This window comes from Demequina zhanjiangensis (genome assembly GCF_030418315.1).
GTDB lineage: Bacteria > Actinomycetota > Actinomycetes > Actinomycetales > Demequinaceae > Demequina > Demequina zhanjiangensis.
The window spans coordinates 18,255-35,753 of record NZ_JAUHPV010000009.1; the positions used below are offsets into that span (position 1 = coordinate 18,255).

The window sequence follows — 17,499 nt, forward strand, 5'->3', positions numbered from 1 at the left end:
GACCACCCGTCTATCGGTCGCCGCACCGGTTCGCTTGAGGGTCGCCTAGGGTTGTCGCCATGCCTCGCCGCACGCCTCTCACTGTCGCCTCGTCGGGGGCCTCCGAGCCTCCTCTCGCGCTCGTCAGGAGGGCGCGGGCGATCAATCGGGCGCTTGCCGACGTGTACCCGGATGCGCACTGCGAGCTGGACTACGGGACTCCCTTCCAGCTGCTCGCGGCGACCGTCCTGTCCGCGCAGTGCACCGACGTGCGGGTCAACCAGGTGACCCCTGGACTCTTCGCGCGCTACCCGGACGCGACGGCGATGGCCGGCGCCGATCGGGACGAGCTGGAGGCACTGATCAAGCCGACCGGGTTCTACAGGGCGAAGGCGGAGTCGCTCCTGGGGCTCAGCCGCGACATCGTCGAGCGGTACGACGGCGCGGTGCCCGGCCGCCTGAAGGACCTGGTGACGCTGAGGGGCGTGGGACGGAAGACCGCGAACGTGGTGCTCGGCAACGCGTTCGACGTGCCGGGGATCACCGTCGACACCCACATGGGTCGGCTCGCGCGTCGGCTCGGGCTGACCGTGAACGAGGACCCGGTGGTCGTCGAGCGTGACCTGATGGCGCTGATCGAGCGACGCGAGTGGACGCTGTGGTCGCACCGGGTCATCTTCCACGGGCGCCGCCGGTGCACCGCGCGCAAACCCGACTGCGGGTCGTGCGAGATCGCTGCGCTGTGCCCCACGGCGCCGGGCGCGAAGGTGCGCAACGGCTCGTCCTAAGAGTCCGCTCCTCACCCCTGCGGCGATTCACCTCGGAGAGAGCCGGCGGCGCGGCCCCGCGTCGCGGGGCCGTCGGGCCGACGCTAGTGCTAGTCTTCCTTCTTGCTCGACTCGTCGACGCTGCCACCGATCTCGGCGGCGAGCTCGTGCGCGTCTCCCATGCGGTCGTGGCCGACGACGGGGTTCGAGCGGGACTCGTAGAGCTTCCGGTAGAACCTGTCGCGCCACGCAAGCATGGCCGACCCGATGATCGCGGCGAGCAGCGAGGCGGAGAGGACCGCCATCTTGACCTCGGCGACCCTCTCGCCGTCGAAGGCGAGGTCACCGATGAGCAGCGACACTGTGAACCCGATTCCGGCGAGGAACGAGACCCCGAGCACGTCGAGCCAGTTGAGCCCTCGGTCGAGCTTGGCATTCGTGAAGGTGGCGACGAGCCAGGTGGCCAGAAGGATTCCTAGCGGCTTGCCGATCACGAGGCCGACGACGACACCCTGAGCGACGGGGTCGGACACAGCAGTTGCGATCGCGTCGCCGGAGATCGCGATGCCTGCAGCGAACAGGGCGAAGACCGGGACGGCGAAGCCCGCCGACACGGGGCGCCACTTGTGCTCCCAGTGCTCGGCCAGCGCGTGCTTCTCGCCCTTGCCGCGCAGGGCGGGAACCATCATTCCGAGCGCGACGCCCGCGATGGTCGCGTGGATGCCCGACGCGTGCATGAACGCCCAGGCGGCGATCGCGATCGGCATGAGCAGCCACCAGTAGGTGATCCGCTTGTAGGCGAGGAACCCGAAGATCGCGATGCAGGCGACGGCGGCGGCGAGCCACTGGAAGTGGATCTCGTCCGTGAAGAAGACGGCGATGATGATGATCGCCAGCAGGTCGTCGACCACGGCGAGCGTCAGCAGGAACGCGCGCAGCGCGTTCGGAAGCCATCGACCCACCACGGAGAGGACAGCGACCGCGAAGGCGATGTCAGTCGCCGTCGGCACCGCCCAGCCGTCGAACGAGCCGTTGTCCTGCAGGTTGACCACCGTGTACAGGATGGCGGGCACGGCCATGCCGCCGACTGCGGCGACGATCGGCACGATCGCCGAGGAGGGCTTGCGCAGCTCGCCAGCGACGATCTCGCGCTTGAGCTCGAGTCCGACGACGAAGAAGAAGATGGCGAGGAGGCCATCCTTGGCCCAGTCCTCGACCGACAGGTTCAGGTGGAGCGCCTCAGGCCCGAAGTGGAAGTCCTTGATCGACTCGTACGAGTCCGCCCACATCGAGTTGGCCCAGACCAGAGCGACGACTGTGCCGATCAGCAGGAGGATTCCTCCCGCACGCTCGGTCCGAAGAATGTCGGCGAGGGTGCGCTCCGTCGACGGCGTGAGCCGTGAGAAGAGCCGTTCGGGCTTGTGCGACATGCAGTCAGTCTCCTCGTTGGGGAAGTCGGGGAACCGAGTCCAGAGTACTCAGCACCAGGGCGTGCCGACGTCCTGCTCGAGGATGAGATCAGGCTGCGGCGCTGCCTACCGCAACGCTACTTGGAGGCCGTCTGTTCCTTGTCCGCCGGGGCGGGGGCGGGCGGGTCGAAGCGGTAGCCGACGTTGCGGACGGTGCCGATCAGCTGCTCGTGCTCCGCACCGAGCTTGGCGCGCAAGCGCCGGACGTGGACGTCCACGGTGCGGGTGCCGCCGTAGTAGTCGAAGCCCCACACCTCCTGCAGGAGCTGGTCGCGCGTGTAGACGCGGCCGGGGTGCTGCATCAGGTACTTGAGGAGCTCGAACTCCTTGTAGGTGAGGTCGAGCGGCACTCCCTTGAGGCGCGCGGTGTAGCCGCCCACGTCCACGGTCAGCTCGCCCGAGGAGAACTCGGCGGCCTTCTCGAGGGGGTCCTGGGAGCTGGCGCGTCCCATGAGGAGGCGGATCCTGGCCTCGACCTCGGCCGGGGACGCGTCGGCGAGCACGACGTCGTCGGCTCCCCACTCGCTCGTGACGATCGACATGCCTCCGTCGCGAAGGACGAGCAGGAGGGGGACCGTGACACCGGTGACCTGGACGAGCTTGCAGTTGTTGCGTGCTTCAGCCAGGTCGTTCCGTGCATCGACCACGAGGACGTCGGCGTCCATCGCGTCGAGCATCGCGGCTGGTTCGGGCTCCACGACGCGGGTACGGTGGCTGAGGAGCGAGAGCGCAGGCAGGACCGCACCCGCCCCGTCTCCCGACGGAGTGAGGACAAGCAGGTCTGCCATCGCCACCTCCCGACTGGCTTTACTGTAGCGGCGCAGCGCGTGACAGACTAACCACCATGGCTCCGACCACCCGCGCGTCGATCACTGCCGTCGCCGCAGCGGTGGTGGCCGGCTCTGGCTACCTGGGCGCCCGCTACCTCGCGCTCGCCATCCTGGTGCTCGCCCTCGCGATGTCGATCGGCTGGTCCTCGCTGGTCCACATGGGCCGTCAGTGGACCACCACCGCCATCGTCGGCGGCGGCGGAGCGGTCGCGATCGTGGCGGTCGCGATCGGCCGCAACGAGCCCTATCTGCGGTACATCGTGATCGCGCTGGCCGCGATCACGATCGCGTCCCTCATCGCCGAGGTGTTCCTGCCGTCGCCGCGCGGCCACGTCCTGAACGCCGTCGCGGGCACCGCCGCCGGCGGCGCGATCGCGACGGCCGGCTCCGCGTGGATCGCGTCGGTCCGCACGCCCGGCTCCGAGGACCTCATCGTCGCCGGGGCCGTGACGCTCGCGATGGCGGCAGTGTTCTCCACGGCGACGCAGCGCCCAGGCGTGAACACGTTCCTCACCTTCCTGCTGGGAGCAGGCGCGGGCGCGGCGATGGGCCTCCTCTTCGTCTCGCTCAGCTGGTACGGCGGCGTGCTCGTCGGCCTCCTGACGGGCGCCACCGTCGTGCTGATGACGGAGCTGTACCGGCGCGAGCCCCGCACCCGCACGCGGTGGGCGGGAATAGCGTCGGCCATCGCGCCCGTTCTTATCGCCGGCGTGCTCGTCTATCTTGCGGGACGCCTGCTCATCGGTTGACGGAGGTCCCCCTTGCTCGTCCGCGTCCTCATCGTGCTCGCGCTGCTCGCGGTCGCGTCCCTCGCCTACTGGTGGTGGGCGCGTCGTCAGGGCCGTGTGACCCGCGTGGAGATCCCCGGCGCGCTCACACCGGCGGTGCTGGGAGCGCCGCGCGGCTACCGCGCCACCTTCGTGCAGTTCTCCACCCCGGTGTGCGCGAAGTGCCCTCCCACGCGGACGCTCCTGAAGCGCGTCGCCGAGGAGTACGAGGGCGTCTCCCACATCGGCATCGACGCGTCCGAGCGTCTCGACCTCGCTCGCGAGCTCGACATCATGCGCACGCCCACCACGCTCGTGCTCGACACGAACGGCGTCGTGGTCGCCCGCATCTCCGGCGCGCCCACCGAGGCTCAGGCGCGCGAGGCGATCGACGCGACGCCGCCCGCCGACTCCGAGTACGCCATCTGACCGGTCGGCGGCATCGACCTGGCGCCGGCACGCATACCTGCCAGGGCATGACGCCCTACCCACCTCTCCCCGTAGAATCTCCGCACGTGCCGTGAGGCACCCCGATCCCCCACCCCCGGAGGAATCCCCATGGCCAAGGACATCCGCATCGACCCGCGCGGCCCGCGCTTCGGCGCCGCCGTCACCCTCGTCGTCGCCGTCGCCACCATCGTGATCGGCGCCAACAGCGTCGGACTGGTGCTCGCCTTCCTGCTGGCCGCCCTGTTCCTCCCCGGCGCGATCGTCGGCCCCCAGGCCACCGTGCAGTCCGCGATCTTCCAGAAGTGGGTGCGTCCGCGCCTCGATCCCCCGGCCGAGACCGAGTCGTTCCGCGCCCCACGGTTCGCACAGCAGGTGGGGCTCGGCTTCTCGATCCTCGCCATCGTGTTCCTCGGGCTGAACGTGGTGCTCGGCTTCTACATCGCGATCGGCTTCGTGGTGCTCGCCTCGTTCCTCAACGCGGTGTTCGACTTCTGCATGGGCTGCGAGGTCTACCTGCTCGCGACGCGCGCGACCCGCCGCGCCTGACCCGGCCCTCCCTTTCGTCTTAGGATGACTGCATGACAGCGCTGGGGCTCATCTTCACCATCCTCGCGGTGCTCGGCTTCGCCGCCACCGCGTGGGTTGTCGGCATCGTCGCCTACCGTCTGCTGAAGGATGGAAATCGTTGACCTTCACTCTTCCTGACGGCCTCGCGCCCGAGGTCTACCCGCTTGCCTGGCTCGTCGGCGAATGGGAGGGCTCCGGAGAGCTCTCCTACCCCGGCATCGAGGCGTCGGCCTTCCGCCAGCGCGCCACCTTCGACCACGACGGCGGCCCGTACCTCACCTACTCCTCGTCGATCAGCCTCATGGGGCCCGACGGCGAGGCAGGCCAGGTGTGGCAGGTCGAGTCCGGCTTCTGGCGCGTCGCGCCGCAGGCGCCCGAGGGCGTCGAGCTGCAGGACTTCCAGCACCCGCTCGAGGTCATCATGACGGAGGCCTCCGGCGTGATCTCCGCCTACATGGGAGCTGTCGGCAACGGGCGCGTCGATCTGGCGACGCGCTTCATCGCGTCCACCGAGAGCGGCCCCGAGGTGCGCGGAGCCACCCGCATGTACGGCAACGTCAAGGGCGAGCTCATGTGGGCGTGGGACATGGCCGCGTTCGGCCAGGAGCTGCAGTCCTACGCCGCCGCACGCATGTCCCGGGTCGACGCGGAATCGTCCGACGAGTCCTGAGCGTTCCTCTCTCATGAGCACCACCACGACCAGCCCCCTTCTCGCGCGCCATGGCGCCGTCGAGGCGACCGGCCTGGATGCCGGCGTCGCCTGGCACTACGGCGATCCGACGGCGGAGCAGCGTGCGCTCGCACAGGGACGCGCCGTCGTCGACCAGTCTCACCTCGGCATCGTCACCGTCACCGGTCCCGACCGGCTGTCATGGCTGAACTCGCTGACCACGCAGGAGGTCACCTCTCTCGCCCCCGGCGTCTCGACCGAGCTGATGATCCTCAGCCCGCAGGGCCGGATCGAGCACGTCGCCTCCGCGGTGGACGACGGCGAGACGACGTGGCTGATCACCGAGACCCCCGAGGGCCTCTCGACCTTCCTGGACCGGATGCGCTTCATGCTGCGCGTCGAGGTGTCCGACGTCACCTCCGAGTGGGCGGCGCTCGGCGAGGCCGTGCGCGCGCCCGCCGCCGAGGGTGAGCCCGTCACATGGGTGGATCCGTGGCCCGACGTGGCCGCCGGAGGCACCACCTACGCAGCCGACACCTCGACCCATCCCGGCTCGATGCGTGCGTGGCGGCTCGTGATCGTCCCGCGCGCGTCGCTCGACTCCGAGGTCGACTCGCGGCTCGCCGCCGGCTGGACGCTCGCCGGCACCTGGGCCAGCGAGGCGCTCCGCATCGAGGCCTACCGCCCCCGCGCCGCCGCCGAGGTCGACGGCGCCACGCTCCCCCATGAGCTCGACTGGCTCCGCACCGCCGTGCACCTGCACAAGGGCTGCTACCGCGGCCAGGAGACGGTCGCGAAGGTCCACAACGTCGGGCGGCCGCCGCGTCGTCTCACGCTCCTGCACCTGGACGGGTCCGCCCACGCCCTGCCTGAGCTGGGCGCCGAGGTCATGATCGGCGAGGGCGACGACGCGAAGGTCGCCGGCCACGTCACCTCCGTCTCGCGCCACCACGAGCTCGGGCCCATCGCGCTGGCCATCCTCAAGCGCTCGACCGACCCGTCGGCCACCCTCGTCGTGCCGTCCGACGGCGGTCCTCTCAGCGCAGCCCAGGAGCTGATCGTGAACGCCGACGGCTTCAGCGCCGACCGCCCGCCCAAGGTGGGCCCCACCATGAAGGGCCTACTCATGGGCAAGGGCTGCGCCGCCGACGGCGGAGACATGCCCGCCTGACCGCCACCCGCGTCGTCCGGGTACCTGACGGTCTCCCTCCGGGTACCTGACGGTCTCCCTCCGGGCACGTGATGATCGCGCCCGACCCACCCCGACCGGGCGACCCCGCGTCGTTCCCCCCGGCGAGGCGCTGCGCTACCGTGGTGCGCGTCGCCCGCCGCCCGTCCCCACGAGGAGTCATACGTGTTCGGTTTCCTTCAGAGCTCAGTCGTGTTCGTCCTGTCGCTCGGCGCGCTCGTCGGCTCGATCTGGGCACTCGTGGACGCGGCGAAGTACTCCAACTCGGCGTACGTGGCCGCGGGCAAGCAGACCAAGACGATCTGGCTGGCGATCCTCGCCGTCGCGACGCTCATCGCGTTCATCTCCGTCCCGCCGCCCATCGGCCGCGGCGGCGGCATCATCGGCTTCCTGGGGATCATCTCGATCGGCGCCGTGATCGTGTACTTCGTCGAGGTGCGCGTGAAGGTCGCCCCTCACCACCGTCCGGGCTCCGGCCCCAAGGGCGGTACCTGGTGAGCCTCCGCTCCCTGGTCTCGGCGAGCGTCGCCCAGTGAGGGCGGTCCTCCAGCGCGCGTCCCGCGCGTCCGTCACGGTCGACGGTCGGGTCACCGCCTCCTTCGACCGTCAGGGCATCGTCGCGCTCGTAGGCGTCACCCACGACGACGGCGCCGAGCAGGTGGACCTGATCGCCCGCAAGATCGCCGACCTGCGCATCCTCGATGACGAGCGGTCCGTGCTCGACGAGAGTGCGCCGGTCATCGTCGTGTCGCAGTTCACCCTGTATGCGGACACGCGCAAGGGTCGCCGCCCCACCTGGAACCAGGCTGCACCAGGCCCTGTCGCCGAGCCTCTGGTCGACGCCGTCGTCGAGTCCCTGCGGGGCCGCGGGCTCGAGGTCGGGACCGGCGTCTTCGGCGCGGACATGAAGGTCGAGCTCGTCAACGACGGGCCGATCACGATCATCGTCGAAGCCTGAGCGTGATCCTCAACCTCCTGGTCCGCATTCGGCGCATTTGGGGCGCACGCCCCGCCGACCCAGTCTGAGGCGCCCGTCACACCCCGTGTTTCCTGCGGGTGAACAGCATCACGCCCCTGGCGAACATGGGCATTCGGTGCCCCCCTCGCTGGTTAGCCTGGAAGCGCTCCGGGACCAGTCTCGGCGCAGCCGGCCCCTCGCCACCGCGGGAGGAGCCGCGTATCCCGGCCTCGGCCGGACGACTCTTGGGAGGTACACATGTTCGAGCGGTTCACCGATCGAGCCCGTCGCGTCGTGGTGCTTGCGCAGGAAGAGGCGCGCATGCTCAACCACAACTACATCGGGACGGAGCACATCCTGCTCGGCCTGGTCCGTGAGGGCGAGGGCGTCGCAGCCAAGGCTCTCGAGGCCATGGACATCTCCCTCAACGGCGTCCGCGAGCAGGTGCAGGAGATCATCGGCGAGGGCTCGCACGCCCCCTCCGGCCACATCCCCTTCACGCCGCGCGCCAAGAAGGTCCTCGAGCTGTCGCTGCGTGAGGCGCTGCAGCTCGGACACAATTACATCGGCACCGAGCACATCCTGCTCGGCCTCATCCGCGAGGGCGAGGGCGTCGCAGCGCAGGTGCTGAACAAGCTCGGCGCCGACCTCGGCGGAGTGCGCCAGCAGGTCATCCAGCTGCTCTCCGGCTACGAAGGCAAGGAGCCCGCTGCCGCCGGCGCAGGCTCCGGTCCTGCCGAGGGCACGCCCGCCGGCTCGACCGTGCTCGACCAGTTCGGCCGCAACTACACGCAGGCCGCGCGCGAAGGAAAGCTCGACCCGGTCATCGGGCGCGAGATGATCCAGGAGCGCGTCATGCAGGTCCTGTCGCGCCGCACCAAGAACAACCCCGTCCTCATCGGCGAGCCCGGCGTCGGCAAGACCGCCGTCGTCGAGGGCCTCGCCCAAGCGATCGTGCGCGGCGACGTGCCCGAGACCCTCAAGGACAAGCACCTCTACACGCTCGACCTCGGCTCGCTGGTCGCCGGCTCCCGCTACCGCGGTGACTTCGAGGAGCGCCTCAAGAAGGTCCTCAAGGAGATCCGCACCCGCGGCGACATCATCCTGTTCATCGACGAGATCCACACCCTCGTCGGTGCCGGAGCCGCCGAGGGCGCGATCGACGCCGCCTCGATCCTCAAGCCCATGCTGGCCCGCGGCGAGCTGCAGACCATCGGCGCCACCACGCTCGACGAGTACCGCAAGCACGTCGAGAAGGACCCCGCGCTCGAGCGCCGCTTCCAGCCCATCCAGGTGCCGGAGCCGGAGCTGTCGCACGCCATCGAGATCCTCAAGGGCCTCCGCGACCGCTACGAGGCGTTCCACCGCGTCACCATCACCGACGACGCGATCGTCGCCGCCGCGCAGATGGCCGACCGCTACATCTCCGACCGCTTCCTGCCGGACAAGGCGATCGACCTCATCGACGAGGCAGGCGCACGCCTGCGCATCCGCCGCATGACGTCGCCGCCCGAGCTGCGCGACCTGGACGAGAAGATCGCGAACGTGCGTCGCGACAAGGAGTCCGCGATCGACGAGCAGGACTTCGAGAAGGCCGCGTCGCTGCGTGACGTGGAGCGTCGCCTCACCGAGGAGCGCTCCTCCAAGGAGGAGGCCTGGAAGTCCGGCGACCTCGACGTCGCCGCCGTCGTGGACGAGGACCTGATCGCCGAGGTCCTCTCGATGTCCACCGGCGTCCCGGTCACCCGCGTCTCGTCCGACGAGTCCGGCCGCCTCCTGCGCATGGAGGAGGAGCTGCACAAGCGCATCATCGGTCAGGAGCAGGCCATCAAGGTCCTCTCCCAGTCGATCCGCCGTACCCGTGCAGGCCTGAAGGACCCGAAGCGTCCCGGAGGCTCGTTCATCTTCGCCGGCCCGACCGGTGTCGGAAAGACCGAGCTCGCCAAGACGCTCGCCGAGTTCCTGTTCGGCGACGAGGACGCGCTGATCTCGCTCGACATGTCCGAGTACGGCGAGAAGCACACTGTGGCTCGACTGTTCGGTGCGCCTCCCGGCTACGTCGGCTTCGAGGAGGGCGGCCAGCTCACCGAGAAGGTCCGCCGCAAGCCGTTCTCCGTCGTCCTGTTCGACGAGGTGGAGAAGGCCCACCCGGACATCTTCAACTCGCTGCTGCAGATCCTCGAGGATGGAAAGCTCACCGACGCCCAGGGCCGTGAGGTGAACTTCAAGAACACCATCATCATCATGACCACCAACCTCGGTGCGGACGCGATCTCGCGCCGCCAGGCGACGGGCTTCTCGGTCCAGCGCGAGGGTGGCCAGACGTACGAGGAGATGCAGAGCCTGGTGAACACCAAGCTCAAGGAGCACTTCCGCCCCGAGTTCCTCAACCGTGTGGACAACACGGTGGTGTTCCCGCAGCTCAGCCAGGACGAGATCATCCAGATCGTGGACCTCATGGTCGCCCGCCTCGACGAGCGCATGAAGGACAAGGACATGGGCATCGTCCTCACCCCGGCGGCCAAGGCGCTGCTGGCGGAGAAGGGCTACGACCCGGTCCTCGGTGCCCGTCCTCTGCGTCGCGCCCTCCAGCGGGAGATCGAGGACACGCTGTCCGAGAAGATCCTGTTCGGCGAGCTCGTCTCGGGTCAGATCGTCCGCGTCGACGCGCAGGGCGAGGGCATCCTCGGCGAGTTCACCTTCGAGGGACTCGACAAGGACGACGTGACCGGCGAGCCGACCGCTGAGGCGATCGTCGGCTCCGCGCAGGACATGACCGACCACAAGGCCGAGGGCTCGGACGTCGAGTCGCACCGCGGAGACGCCTCCTAGCCTCTGGCTTCACCGCCAGGCTCCGGCTTCATGAAGGCCCGTCGCCCCTCAGGGGGTGGCGGGCCTTCGTCGTGCACGCGGGAGGGCGGGCCGCTACGTCGTTCAGCGACGCGATGCACCGCGGCCCGCCGATAGCGCGCCGCTTCCACAGAAACGGCGTCGCGTCGCGCTCGTCGCACACATTCGCGAAGTTCCACCACTCCTTGGCCCAACGTCTGCGCGCTGGCAGTACATGAGTGCCGGTTTCGCGTCGGTTCCCGGCACTCATGTACTGCCAGGAAGCATCGCGAGCAGGTAGCGGGGTGGGGTTGGGGCGGGCTCCCGTTCAGATGGCGGCGCGTGATTCCGCGGCCGACTTGATCTCGTTCAGGTCGGTCTGCATCGCCTTGCGCGTCGCGGAGGCACCCAGCGGCGCAGTCAGCTTCGCCATGAACCGTGAGAATCCTGAGGCGTCGGCGCTGGGGCTGCCGGTGAAGCGCATGGTGAGTCGCGTGCCGGAGGCCAACGGCTCCACAGTGAAGCCCGAGACGTAGTCCGCGCCGTGGCTGTGCGCGACGACGGTCGTCGACCTTGGCGCGTCGACCGAGGCGACCTCCATGTCCTCGGTCGCCTCCTTGCCGAACATCTTCCGCGTCTCACGCCAGCGCGTGCCCACCTCGTAGCCGTTTGGGCCGCCCAGCCTCTCCACCTTGAGGATCCCGGACATGACCTCCGAGGCTCCGTCCAGGTCCGTGATGATCGCCCACACCGTGTCGGCCGGGGCCTCGATGTCGACGGAGACGTCGACGCTCCACTCGTCCTTGGTCATGGTCCGCTCCCCTCGGGCCGCCCGGGGATGCGGCCCTCTCTCGGAACGTAGCACGCGGCCGCTGGCCCGGCTCAGCCGCGTCGGGCGTCGCAAAGCCCGGTTCAACCGCGTCGGAAGTCGCGGGGCCGCACGCCGACCACCCGCTGGAACGCGTCCGAGAGCGCGAACCCGTCGGCGTAGCCCACCGCGCGTGCGACGGAGTCGACCGTCGCGTCCGTGGAAGCGAGCAGCGATGCCGCCTCATCCATGCGCCACCGGGTGAGGGCGGCGCCCGGAGTCTGGCCGAAGAGCGCGGAGAAGCGCGCGGTGAACGCCGAGCGAGACATCCCCGCCCGCGCCGCCATGGATGCGACGGTCCAGTCGCCGGCGAGGTCAGAACGCACCGTCGCGGCCACCTCCCGCGTCATGCGATCCCCTGCACCTTCGGCAGGGAGCACCGTCGCAGTCCGCATCGCATCCAGCGCCACCAGCTCCGCGAGCCGCCGGAGCACGCCGTCGTCGTCGGCGACCGACGGGGACGCTGCCTCCTCCGCCAACGCGGCCGCATACCTGGACGCGGTCCGCAGGCCCGTGACCACCCGCAGGTCATCGCCGACGCGGGTGGCCGCGAGCGCCGCGAGCCGCGGGTCCTCGACGGAGGCGACGAGCAGGCGCACTCCGGCGTCGGCCCGGTGCCCCCACATGCGGATCCCGAGCGCCCACTCGTCCTTCAGGGGCCGGCCGTCGACGCTGTGGCAGACATGCTGGGCGTCGACCCGGGCGGCGAGCGCAGCCCCCGGGTCAGTGGCCAGCACGTACGGGGCGCGGCCCACCATCAGCAGCGCATCTCCGGGCGCCACCTCGGCATGCCGATCGCCGCGAGAGACGTGAAAGCCTCCGGTCTCGGCGACGAGGATCGTGAGGTCGCCGGCGTCGTGAAGCTCGAGCGCAGCAGGCGCGTCCAGGCACGCGCGGAGCACGAAGACGGGTGGGTCGCTCCACTCGTCGCCGGGCGCGGCATCAACGGGCGACATCCGCCCATTCTGTCGCGACACTCACCCATGGGAGAAGGGGCCGCGAGCGCGTGGACTGGTGGCACACAGGAAAGGACCACTCCCATGCAAGCTCTCACCACAGTCGCCCTCGGCACCGCGGCCGCGTTCGCTGCCGTCAACGCAGGTTCGTTCGCAGCGTTCTCCACCTTCGTCATGCCCGCGCTCAAGGACGTCGGCGCTCCAACGGGTTCGTCGGCGATGCGCGCGATCAACGTCACCGCGCCAAGGCCGTTCGCCCTGACCCTCCCGCTCGGCTTGCTCGCTGGCGCTGGCGCTGCCGTGCTCGCGTTCCGGTCGGGTCCGGATGCGGGCTGGTGGGCTTCGGTGGGCGCGGTCGGCGCCGTCGGCATGACCGCTATCACCGCGGCGGCCAACATCCCGCTCAACAACCGTCTGGAGCGGTGGACGCCCCGGGACGACGCCGAGTGGCGTGGCTGGGTGCGGCCGTGGACGCGCGCGAACTCAGCGCGCACGACGGTGGGCCTGGGATCCGTCGTCGCCTTCGTGGTGAGCGCGGCGCTGTCGTAGGCGCCGCGTGGTCTCGGCGCCGCGAAGCGCCCCAGTAGTCGTGGGGTGCGGGATTCGGCCCCGCTCTCAGCACTCAGGGACTACTGGGAGCATGGCTAGGCTGGCGGCATGACCCACGATCCGTATGTGGCCGACGCTGCCCGCTACGACACGATGACCTACCGCCGCTGCGGCCGTTCCGGCCTGCGCCTTCCGGGCGTCAGCCTCGGCCTGTGGCAGAACTTCGGCGACACCAAGCCGTACGAGACGATGCGCGCGATCGTCCTCGCCGCGTTCGACGCCGGCGTCACCCACTTCGACCTGGCGAACAACTACGGGCCGCCCCCGGGGAGCGCCGAGACCAACTTCGGGCGCATCGTCGCCGAGGACCTTAAGCCGTACCGCGACGAGATCATCATCAGCACCAAGGCCGGCTACACGATGTGGCCCGGCCCGTACGGCGACTTCGGTTCGCGCAAGTACCTGCTGTCCAGCCTGGACCAGTCGCTCGCGCGCATGGGCCTCGACTACGTGGACGTCTTCTACCACCACCGCCCCGATCCTGACACGCCCATCGAGGAGTCGATGATGGCGCTGGACCAGGCCGTGCGCTCCGGCAAGGCGCTGTACGCGGGCATCTCCAACTACGACGCGCACGGCACCCGCGAGGCCGCGCGGATCCTGCGCGAGCTCGGGACGCCGCTGCTGATCCACCAGCCTCGCTACAACATGTTCGACCGCCGGGTGGAGCAGGGCGGCCTGCTCGACGCGCTCGGCGACGTGGGTGCGGGAGCGATCGTCTTCTCACCGCTCGCGCAGGGCCTGCTCACCGACCGCTACCTGGGCGGCATCCCGTCGGGCTCGCGCGTCACGCACTCTGCGTTCCTGTCGGAGAAGAACATCACCGACCTGTACCTGGAGCGCGCGCAGGCGCTGAACGACATCGCGGTGGGCCGGGGCCAGACGCTCGCGCAGATGGCGCTCACCTGGGTGCTGCGCGACGAGCGGGTCACCTCGGCGCTCATCGGCGCCTCCTCGGTGGAACAGCTGCATGGGAACCTCGCCGCGCTCGACGCCCCGCCGCTCACCGCGGACGAGCTCAAAGCGATCGAGCCCCACGCCGTGCACGGGACGGAGTGGCTGTAGGCCGGCGCGGCTCGATCTGCGTGGCGGACGGTCACCAGACGTGGTGAGCGAACGGTTCAGTCTCACGAACGACAGACGCCCGCCAAAGCCGGACGACTCCGTAGTGCCGACGCTCTGCTTGCGGGCGCCAGCCTCGAGTTGAGCGGGCAACAGCGTCATGACTGACGTCCCAAGTCACCGACCTCAGGGGACGCGGTGACTAGTCATCGCCGAACATCTCCTGCGTCGAAGGGCCGTCCAACCGCATCGCGTCGAGACCGGCGATCCATGGCTCCATGCCGAGAAGAGACTTCAGGGCGTACTCGACAGCGGCCGCAGAGAACGAGGATCGCAGAGGAAGATGGGGGCCTCTTCGGGCGTGGCGGGACGCCTGCGCGTCATTGCCCAGTCCTCCAAGTGAAAGTTCCTCGGACCACCGACAGCGACCTTGAAAGCAGGTCTGGGGAGATCATCACGTGCGGACACGTTCCCGAGTACCTTCCAACGGCCGATCTCGACAAGCTCGGAGCCCGCAGATGCGGCCAGATGAAACTCTGCTGTCGCCACGATCTCTGCAAGGTCAACGATCTCGGACTCATCAGCAAACACGGCGTCGAACACCACCATGTAGATGCTGTCGAAAGGCCCAACCTCTACAGCTTGGCCGAGGCCGAGGCGGCCATCCCCGAGCGGGATCGTGAACGCGTCACCACGTTCGAGAGTCTTCACTGCCTTTCACTCCTCTCTCAGCTCCAGTTCGCCCCGAGCAAGATCCCGCGCTGAGGCCCGCAGGCAGGTCAGCGACGCGACCGACGCGGCCCTTGGACTCTCCGGTCACCGCTCTTGCCAGGCCCTGCCAGCAGCCGCTATCCGTGAGTCGGAAAGTCGATCACGTCGCCCTGCACAATGCCCTGACCGTCTACCCAGTACTCGCCCGACTCGAGCCTCGAGATCACGTCCTCGACGAAGGCATGGATGCTCGGCCACGCAATACGTGCACTCTCTTCAGGATCAGCGTCGAACCACACGACACGAAGCGCACCCGAGTCGAACTGGTCGTCTGCCAGTTCGACGACCAGGTCGCCCTTGTCCATGCGAAGCAGAGGAAACCACGTCGATCGCCAGCGCCGTTCGAAGAAGTCCGCCGTCTCGGAGTGCTGGCGCACGAGTTGCCGCTGGAGTCCGCGCTGCTGGACGCACCACCCGCTGAGGTTGGTCAGTGTGTTGAACTCCCCGCCGGGAACGATCTCGACCGCCAAGCGTGAAACGCCATCTGAATGTGCTCCGTCGTGCCAGCCGAACCACTCGATGATCTCGCCCGATGAGGCTAGGCCGAGCTCGGCCAGCACGGAGCGCACGTGGCTTTCCGGAAGGCCCGGACGCATGATCGGGATGATTGCCGCACCGGCCTCGGCAAGCAGGTGCTCCCAACGCCGAAGCGCGGCGACGAGGTCCCCGGTCACTTGTTGCACACGAAAGTGATCGTGGGCGCACTCGGCATGGGAGCGACCACGAACCTGTCACCGGCGACACTCCCGCATGCACTGTAGAAACCCGCCATGAATCCTCCCGGCTTCGACTGCTCCCGTCCCGGGACCCACCTGATCGATGCCCCCGGTCCGCCCTCTGCAGTGCTGGCAGAAGGGTACTCGTCGCACGACAGCTCGTCGCCGGCCGCGCCTGCGCATCGCGGTTCTGACCTGCACCAGCTGCGCGACTGCGTCTCGGACTTCGTGAGCGTCGTGTCACCCGACGCGTCAAGACTGAACGACGCCGAGTCGCCGCCATCGGTCGAGACCCCCGTCAGGCGACCGCCCGCGTCGTACGAGTACGAACCCCCACGGTCCACTCCCGCAAGCGACTCCTCGAACGCCTCGATCCGGCCCGCGTCGTCGCGCCCTAACCCCTGCTAAAGCACGTACAGGCCCCGCTCCGCGTCGGCTGCCCGCACCAGCCCGTCAGCCACGAGCGACTCCAGGCAGGAGTCGAGCTGGCCGGGCTCGATGTCCTCAAGCGCAGCGTGGCCGCTGATATTGACGGGCACATGGGCGGCGCGCAGGAGCGCCATGATGCGGCCGCGCACCTGACGGTCGGTGCCGTGCCAGGGCTGCACCCGCCGGGGTGCTGCCTCGAGCCCGGTGGCGCCTTCGGCGAGCCAGCGGCAGTCAGACGCGAGGGGGCACTCCCCGCAGCGGGGCGCGCGGGCAGTGCAGACGAGCGCGCCGAGCTCCATCGATCCGGCGGCCCACGCGACGGCCGCCTCGGGCGAGGCTGGCACAAGCTCCGCCGCATGCGCCCGCTCGCCGACCGTCTGGTGCAGCGCGGGCAGCGGGAGGCCGTTCCATGCGCGCCCGATCACGCGTCGCACGTTGGTGTCGAGCACCACCGACCGCTGCCCGAACGCGAAGGCAGCCACCGCGGCGGCGGTGTACGCGCCGATGCCTGGCAGGGCGAGCAGCGTGTCCTCGTCCGACGGCACCTCTCCCCCATGCCGCTCGACGAGCGCGACCGCGCACTCCCACAGCCGCTTGGCCCGTCGCGGATACCCGAGCCGACCCCACGCGCGCACGGCGTCGCCCTGCTCGGCGGCGGCCAGGTCGGCGGGCGTCGGCCAGCGAGCCATCCACTCGCGCCACACGGGTTCCACTCGGACGACCGGGGTCTGCTGGAGCATGATCTCGCTGACGAGGACGCCCCACGGCGAGCAGTCGGAGCGCCGCCACGGCAGGTCGCGTGCCTCCCTTGAGAACCAGGCGATGACCTCGTCGACCATCGATGCGTCGCGTGCGTGTTGCGGCGTGGTCGGCATGGCTTCATTGTTCCAGCCCCGTGCGTGACTACCGTGAAGTGACGAGGGAAGGAGGAGCCATGGACGGTGTGCGTCATCCCGTCGGACGGCAGTCCGCGAACGTGTACTGGCGACGGCGCCTCGTGGTGCTCCTGGGCCTGATCCTGGTGGTCGTGGTCGCGTGGTTCCTGATCACCTCTCCCAGCGGTGACGGCTCCGAGGAACCGGTCGCCGACTCCAGCATCTCCCCCGGAGCGACAGTGACCGCCGACGCTGCGGCGGACGGCGGCGACCCGAGCCGCGCCTGCGGCGTGGACGACGTGGAGATCACCGTCACGCCGAACCCGTTCAACGTGACGCTCGGCTCGATCCCCGCGTTCGACGTCTCGATCGCGCACGTGGGCAGCTCCTCGTGCCTGCTCTCGACGGGCGGCACCGACAGCGAGCTGCTGATCACCTCGGGCAGCACGCAGATCTACACGACCGCGGACTGCCCGTCGAATTCTCCGATCAACGAGCGCGACTTCCTGCTTTCGGGCGACACCACCGAGTCCTTCTCGGTCAACTGGAACGGCCAGTGGTCGGCGCCTGAGTGCGGTACCTCGACCAACTCGACGCAGGCGGGCTACTACTGGGCGACGCTCACTCTGCAGGGCATCGAGGCTGAGCCCGCGCAGTTCCAGCTCTCCGAGTAGCGTCACGTCGCCTTCGGGCGCACTCCACCGCGCCTCACGCGCAGCCGGCCGATGCGAGGCTCGC

General features: G+C 69.4%; 20 protein-coding genes. 12 read left to right on the plus strand and 8 right to left on the minus strand.

Annotation, left to right across the window (positions count from 1 at the left end; translation table 11 throughout):
• Window positions 1-59 precede the first annotated feature (59 nt).
• Window positions 60-767, plus strand: a complete 708-nt coding sequence (gene nth / locus QQX04_RS13035) for an endonuclease III (protein WP_301129895.1) — start codon at window positions 60-62, stop codon at window positions 765-767.
• Between the two features lie 89 nt (window positions 768-856).
• On the opposite strand, the gene nhaA is transcribed toward nth, so the two are convergent.
• Together nhaA and QQX04_RS13045 are read right to left on the minus strand one after the other, a co-directional pair.
• Window positions 857-2,176, minus strand: coding sequence for a Na+/H+ antiporter NhaA (nhaA, locus tag QQX04_RS13040; protein ID WP_301129897.1), 1,320 nt, complete (start codon window positions 2,174-2,176; stop codon window positions 857-859).
• Window positions 2,177-2,292: 116 nt separating this feature from the next.
• A complete protein-coding gene (locus tag QQX04_RS13045) occupies window positions 2,293-3,003 on the minus strand; it encodes a response regulator transcription factor (protein ID WP_301129899.1) in 711 nt (236 codons plus the stop codon).
• A 56-nt stretch (window positions 3,004-3,059) separates the two neighbouring features.
• On the opposite strand from QQX04_RS13045, the gene QQX04_RS13050 reads away from it, so the two are divergent.
• The 8 genes from QQX04_RS13050 (at window position 3,060) to QQX04_RS13085 (ending at window position 10,478) form a co-directional block, all read left to right on the plus strand.
• Window positions 3,060-3,794 carry a hypothetical protein gene (locus QQX04_RS13050; protein ID WP_301129901.1) on the plus strand — a complete coding sequence of 245 codons (735 nt, stop codon included), beginning with the start codon at window positions 3,060-3,062 and terminating at the stop codon, window positions 3,792-3,794.
• Between the two features lie 12 nt (window positions 3,795-3,806).
• Complete coding sequence (locus tag QQX04_RS13055) at window positions 3,807-4,241, plus strand: TlpA family protein disulfide reductase (protein ID WP_301129902.1); 435 nt, start codon at window positions 3,807-3,809, stop codon at window positions 4,239-4,241.
• A 129-nt stretch (window positions 4,242-4,370) separates the two neighbouring features.
• Complete coding sequence (locus tag QQX04_RS13060) at window positions 4,371-4,808, plus strand: DUF4395 domain-containing protein (protein ID WP_301129904.1); 438 nt, start codon at window positions 4,371-4,373, stop codon at window positions 4,806-4,808.
• Window positions 4,809-4,947: 139 nt separating this feature from the next.
• Entirely contained in the window at window positions 4,948-5,499 is a 552-nt protein-coding gene (locus tag QQX04_RS13065; protein WP_301129905.1) for a heme-binding beta-barrel domain-containing protein, read from the plus strand.
• A 13-nt stretch (window positions 5,500-5,512) separates the two neighbouring features.
• Window positions 5,513-6,670, plus strand: coding sequence for a CAF17-like 4Fe-4S cluster assembly/insertion protein YgfZ (gene ygfZ, locus QQX04_RS13070; RefSeq protein WP_301129907.1), 1,158 nt, complete (start codon window positions 5,513-5,515; stop codon window positions 6,668-6,670).
• A 183-nt stretch (window positions 6,671-6,853) separates the two neighbouring features.
• Window positions 6,854-7,186, plus strand: a complete 333-nt coding sequence (locus QQX04_RS13075; protein WP_301129908.1) for a DUF2516 family protein — start codon at window positions 6,854-6,856, stop codon at window positions 7,184-7,186.
• A gap of 34 nt (window positions 7,187-7,220) precedes the next feature.
• Window positions 7,221-7,646, plus strand: a complete 426-nt coding sequence (dtd, locus tag QQX04_RS13080; RefSeq protein ID WP_301129910.1) for a D-aminoacyl-tRNA deacylase — start codon at window positions 7,221-7,223, stop codon at window positions 7,644-7,646.
• 258 nt (window positions 7,647-7,904) lie between these two features.
• Window positions 7,905-10,478, plus strand: a complete 2,574-nt coding sequence (locus QQX04_RS13085; RefSeq protein ID WP_301129912.1) for an ATP-dependent Clp protease ATP-binding subunit — start codon at window positions 7,905-7,907, stop codon at window positions 10,476-10,478.
• Window positions 10,479-10,803: 325 nt separating this feature from the next.
• Here the strand turns inward: QQX04_RS13085 and QQX04_RS13090 are convergent, their stop codons facing one another.
• Both QQX04_RS13090 and QQX04_RS13095 read right to left on the minus strand, forming a co-directional pair.
• On the minus strand, window positions 10,804-11,286 hold the full coding sequence (locus QQX04_RS13090; RefSeq protein WP_301129914.1) for an SRPBCC family protein: 483 nt from the start codon (window positions 11,284-11,286) through the stop codon (window positions 10,804-10,806).
• Between the two features lie 101 nt (window positions 11,287-11,387).
• On the minus strand, window positions 11,388-12,299 hold the full coding sequence (locus QQX04_RS13095; RefSeq protein WP_301129916.1) for a helix-turn-helix transcriptional regulator: 912 nt from the start codon (window positions 12,297-12,299) through the stop codon (window positions 11,388-11,390).
• An 84-nt stretch (window positions 12,300-12,383) separates the two neighbouring features.
• Here QQX04_RS13095 and QQX04_RS13100 point away from each other — a divergent pair, with 84 nt between their 5' ends.
• Both QQX04_RS13100 and QQX04_RS13105 read left to right on the plus strand, forming a co-directional pair.
• Window positions 12,384-12,848: an anthrone oxygenase family protein gene (locus QQX04_RS13100; protein WP_301129918.1), complete on the plus strand. Its 465-nt coding sequence runs from the start codon at window positions 12,384-12,386 to the stop codon at window positions 12,846-12,848.
• 108 nt (window positions 12,849-12,956) lie between these two features.
• Window positions 12,957-13,973 carry an aldo/keto reductase gene (locus tag QQX04_RS13105; protein ID WP_301129920.1) on the plus strand — a complete coding sequence of 339 codons (1,017 nt, stop codon included), beginning with the start codon at window positions 12,957-12,959 and terminating at the stop codon, window positions 13,971-13,973.
• Between the two features lie 291 nt (window positions 13,974-14,264).
• Here QQX04_RS13105 and QQX04_RS13110 read toward each other — a convergent pair whose 3' ends face one another.
• From QQX04_RS13110 to QQX04_RS13120, 4 genes are all read right to left on the minus strand, one after another.
• Window positions 14,265-14,681: an Imm26 family immunity protein gene (locus tag QQX04_RS13110; protein WP_301129922.1), complete on the minus strand. Its 417-nt coding sequence runs from the start codon at window positions 14,679-14,681 to the stop codon at window positions 14,265-14,267.
• A gap of 137 nt (window positions 14,682-14,818) precedes the next feature.
• A complete protein-coding gene (locus QQX04_RS13115) occupies window positions 14,819-15,415 on the minus strand; it encodes an SMI1/KNR4 family protein (RefSeq protein WP_301129923.1) in 597 nt (198 codons plus the stop codon).
• A complete protein-coding gene (locus tag QQX04_RS14650) occupies window positions 15,412-15,801 on the minus strand; it encodes a NucA/NucB deoxyribonuclease domain-containing protein (protein WP_367312967.1) in 390 nt (129 codons plus the stop codon). Before QQX04_RS14650 ends, QQX04_RS13115 begins: the two co-directional genes overlap by 4 nt.
• 60 nt (window positions 15,802-15,861) lie before the next feature.
• Window positions 15,862-16,761 (minus strand): HhH-GPD family protein, encoded by a 900-nt coding sequence (locus QQX04_RS13120; protein WP_301129925.1) that lies wholly within the window; start codon window positions 16,759-16,761, stop codon window positions 15,862-15,864.
• Window positions 16,762-16,820: 59 nt separating this feature from the next.
• Here QQX04_RS13120 and QQX04_RS13125 point away from each other — a divergent pair, with 59 nt between their 5' ends.
• Window positions 16,821-17,435, plus strand: a complete 615-nt coding sequence (locus QQX04_RS13125) for a hypothetical protein (protein WP_301129927.1) — start codon at window positions 16,821-16,823, stop codon at window positions 17,433-17,435.
• Window positions 17,436-17,499: the final 64 nt, after the last annotated feature.

Bases quoted from the DNA above. Each gene is read 5' to 3' on its own strand.
- nth (WP_301129895.1), top strand. From the start codon at position 60: ATGCCTCGCCGCACGCCTCTCACTGTCGCCTCGTCGGGGGCCTCCGAG.
- nhaA (WP_301129897.1), bottom strand. From the start codon at position 2,176: ATGTCGCACAAGCCCGAACGGCTCTTCTCACGGCTCACGCCGTCGACG.
- QQX04_RS13045 (WP_301129899.1), bottom strand. From the start codon at position 3,003: ATGGCAGACCTGCTTGTCCTCACTCCGTCGGGAGACGGGGCGGGTGCG.
- QQX04_RS13050 (WP_301129901.1), top strand. From the start codon at position 3,060: ATGGCTCCGACCACCCGCGCGTCGATCACTGCCGTCGCCGCAGCGGTG.
- QQX04_RS13060 (WP_301129904.1), top strand. From the start codon at position 4,371: ATGGCCAAGGACATCCGCATCGACCCGCGCGGCCCGCGCTTCGGCGCC.
- ygfZ (WP_301129907.1), top strand. From the start codon at position 5,513: ATGAGCACCACCACGACCAGCCCCCTTCTCGCGCGCCATGGCGCCGTC.
- QQX04_RS13085 (WP_301129912.1), top strand. From the start codon at position 7,905: ATGTTCGAGCGGTTCACCGATCGAGCCCGTCGCGTCGTGGTGCTTGCG.
- QQX04_RS13090 (WP_301129914.1), bottom strand. From the start codon at position 11,286: ATGACCAAGGACGAGTGGAGCGTCGACGTCTCCGTCGACATCGAGGCC.
- QQX04_RS13095 (WP_301129916.1), bottom strand. From the start codon at position 12,299: ATGTCGCCCGTTGATGCCGCGCCCGGCGACGAGTGGAGCGACCCACCC.
- QQX04_RS13100 (WP_301129918.1), top strand. From the start codon at position 12,384: ATGCAAGCTCTCACCACAGTCGCCCTCGGCACCGCGGCCGCGTTCGCT.
- QQX04_RS13105 (WP_301129920.1), top strand. From the start codon at position 12,957: ATGACCCACGATCCGTATGTGGCCGACGCTGCCCGCTACGACACGATG.
- QQX04_RS13120 (WP_301129925.1), bottom strand. From the start codon at position 16,761: ATGCCGACCACGCCGCAACACGCACGCGACGCATCGATGGTCGACGAG.
- QQX04_RS13125 (WP_301129927.1), top strand. From the start codon at position 16,821: ATGGACGGTGTGCGTCATCCCGTCGGACGGCAGTCCGCGAACGTGTAC.